This window comes from Sphaerochaeta sp. UBA5836, assembly GCF_002432845.1.
Taxonomy (GTDB): Bacteria; Spirochaetota; Spirochaetia; order Sphaerochaetales; family Sphaerochaetaceae; genus Sphaerochaeta.
Genome location: NZ_DJGW01000092.1, coordinates 9365 through 12678, shown reverse-complemented (window position 1 = coordinate 12678; position 3314 = coordinate 9365). Strand labels below are relative to the sequence as shown.

Here is a 3314-nt window from a genome sequence, read left to right as displayed (position 1 = left end):
CAGTATGAAGACTCACCCACAAATATGTTGCTGAGGCTATCAACAAGAACGTGAAGTTTTCACCACATCACGTCAACATCTGATCAACCACCCTCACAAGCTTCTCTATTTCTTGTATACTAATCCGCTCTTCTGTACTATGCGCCTTCTCATACCCGACCCCTAGAAGTATGGCATCCTTGGCATGGGTTCTGAGGATATTCACATCACTGCCCCCTCCGCTGGAGAGCTCTGTACAGGGAATGTTGCACGCAGTACAAGCCTGCTGAAACATTATTAATGCTTTTGATGCTCCAACCTGATACCCATCATACGAAATCTCATACTCCAAGGAGAAAGTTCCTCCTTGGCTGCAGGCTTGCTCACAACACTGGCGTATATGCCTCAGGTGCTCAAAAGCTCTATCACGTACCAGACTGCGAATTTCCAGATGCAATTGGACCAAATCACACACGACATTCGTACTCCCGAATCCATGAATCGAGCCAATGTTTGCAGTCGTCATCTCATCAACCCGCAACAGTTTCATCTGCGATATGGCCTTGCTTGCCAGCGAGATGGCACATGTGCCCAGCTCCGGAGCCACCCCGGCATGGGCTGCCTTGCCATGGAAGGCAATCTTCACATCCAGTTTCCAAGGAGCCTGGATGACTACCGTTCCTACTGGTCTTCCAGTATCAAGCACAAAAATTGTATTGAGCTGGGAGAGAATCTCGGGTCCAAGATGCTTAGCCCCCTGAAGCCCTACCTCCTCCTGGATGGTGAAGAGCAAACCGAACGAACCATAACGTTCTTTCTCTTGGGCAAGTACGAGTGCAAGGGCAACGGCAATCTTGTCATCGGCGCCTAAAGCAGTGGTTCCATCAGTTCGAATATATTCTTCTCCAAAGACAGGCTTTACCCCCACTGCATTCCCAACCGTATCGATATGGCAGGCAAAGGTTATCGGAGGAGCTTCAGTACAGTTCACCGGAACAAAGAAATTCCCAAAGGAGTCCTGGATGCAGGCAAGATGCGGCTGCTTGAGTCGCTCTAGGATGAAAGAACGCAAAGATTCTTCATGCCCGCTCGGGCTGTCTATTGCAACCAACTTCAAGAATTGATCGATGACACGTGCGACCATCATTCTCCCCTCCTGTCAGCTAATACGCCAGATGCAGGATATCCAACACCTGCATGGCTTCCAGCTGCTGCAAGCTTCCTATAGGATGAGATCCAGCAGCTGCTTGTGCAATGGCAGGCAAATCCGCCACTTCAACTCCAATCTCCCTAAGTTGGGTAGGAAGGCCAAGACATCTGTAAAAGGATTGCATGGAGTAAATAAGACGCGCCAGCACATCCTCAAAGGAAGCAAGAGGAATCTCAATATGCCAGACTCGGCCGGCATATTGAAGAAACCTGAATTGGTGTTTGGGGGCAATATAACGCATCCAAGCAGGGGTAAGGATTGCCAGACCTGCACCGTGGGGCACGTCACAGAAACCACTGAGAGCATGTTCGATCAAATGACAAGCCCAATCGCCACCCCCTCGGCCGCGATCCAAGAGGGGGCTATGGGCAAGCGTTCCTGCCCACATTATTTCCGAGCGGAGGTGATAGGAATCGGGATGGGAAAGCACCAACGGACCATTGTCGAGAACACAGCGCATAACAGATTCCAACAGCCGGTCGGTGAGGTCGTTCTCCATCAATGGAATAAAGTACCGTTCTTGCAGGTGTGAGAGCATATCGCTTATGCCACACGCAGTCTGATATACAGGAAGGCTCAAGGTGAGTGATGGATCGAGTAGGGAAACCTTGGGGACAAGAGCAGGCCCGCTTGCAATACGCTTTAATCCGGTCTTTGTTTCGCTGATCACACACGAATCGGAGGTTTCTGAGCCTGAAGCGGGAATGGTAAGAACAACTGCGAGAGGAAGAGCCTGTTCAACAGGCGTATAGTTTTCAAAGTGGTCTGTCCAATACTGTTTGGGATCAGAAGCCACCAACAAACCAGCCAACGCCTTGGCCGTGTCGATAACACTCCCTCCCCCTAAGGCAAGCAGGCAGTCAACCTGATGCCGCTTGGCAATTTCTGCCAAAGCAAGCACTCCTTCATACGTTGGATTAGGCTTGACTCCACCCCCGCTGACAACTTTACAGCCACAAGAGACAAGGAGCTGTTCTACTTTCGCAAAGAGACCGTTTCGAATAACGGAGTTTTGTCCAAACACTACAAGAACTGTCGTTCCCGTGCCTTTGACTGCCTCTCCAACTTGGTCGACTACGTCACGGCCAAAGCGTATATGAGTAGGGAACAGCAATTCAAACGATTCCATCGCTTACTCCTTGTTTCTTCAGACTCAGTACAAGTACACCTGACAAGATAAGTGCACAGACAAACAACAACCATCCGGGATTATTGGTATAGAGCAGGCTGGTGAACTTGATAAACACAATGCCTACACATGAAGAGATGAGAAAACTGGCGGCATAGACACCGGCTCGGTGCTCACCATGTGTTTCCACAGCAAGCACTGCATCGGCAAGTGTTTTCAAAACACCATAGGAGACAGAAATACAGACGACTGCAAGCAAGGGAAAGAGCAATCCTCCTTTGGGACAGAAGAATAAAAGCGCAAATCCCACAAGCGATAGCAGTGAGGACCAAACAGAAAAAGCATAGAGATTTCGCCGTTTCAGATGAGGGTTAACCACAATCATGGCCAATAAGGTTCCTAGTGAATATAATCCTCCGATCAAGGAAATCTGTGATGTTGAAATCTTCACAAAATCGATGAAAAAGGGAGCAAAGAGCAAGCTTGAAGTGGTCCCAAGGGAGAAATAGACGTAAATCAAAGCATTGATGATTACTGCACGAAGCATGGCATGGTCATTTTTAACAGTGCTGTACACCTGCTTGTAGACAGCGAAAAACCTTGGGAACGTCCAGAATTGCCCTTCTTTTTTCATCCTCTGCTGAACCATTTTTCCTGTCGGCGTCTCCTTAAGCAGGAAGTGCCGAATGATAGCCTGGCTGGCCATGCTTATTGCTGCAATAAGTAAAAAAGCTTGCTCGGTACGCACAACGCCCCAGTGCATGACAAAGAGACCTGCCAAAGGGGTAAGCAACCCAGCTGCCACCAATATAATGTTGAACAGATTCATCGAGACAACACTGTTCTCTTCAGAAGCATCCTCGATCATCAACAGGTAGTAGCCAACGCTCATAATCCTGTTCAAACCGGTAAGCACCATGGCGATCAGTGCTACCTCATAGATGGGCCAGAATAGGAAGAGCAAGGCTGGAAGCACTGAACTGACAAGATCGAAAA

At 48.9% G+C, this 3314-nt stretch carries 3 protein-coding genes; all 3 read right to left on the bottom strand.

Annotation, left to right across the window (positions count from 1 at the left end; genetic code table 11):
* Positions 1–67: 67 nt before the first annotated feature.
* The gene (locus B3F49_RS08625; RefSeq protein ID WP_293910445.1) at positions 68–1126 is read right to left on the bottom strand and encodes a M20/M25/M40 family metallo-hydrolase; all 1059 of its coding nucleotides are present in this window, start codon (positions 1124–1126) and stop codon (positions 68–70) included.
* A 16-nt stretch (positions 1127–1142) separates the two neighbouring features.
* Positions 1143–2318 (bottom strand): iron-containing alcohol dehydrogenase, encoded by a 1176-nt coding sequence (locus B3F49_RS08620; protein WP_293910443.1) that lies wholly within the window; start codon positions 2316–2318, stop codon positions 1143–1145.
* On the bottom strand, positions 2305–3314 hold a 1010-nt coding region (locus B3F49_RS08615), incomplete at its 5' end, for an MFS transporter (protein ID WP_293910441.1). The genes B3F49_RS08620 and B3F49_RS08615, both read right to left, overlap by 14 nt.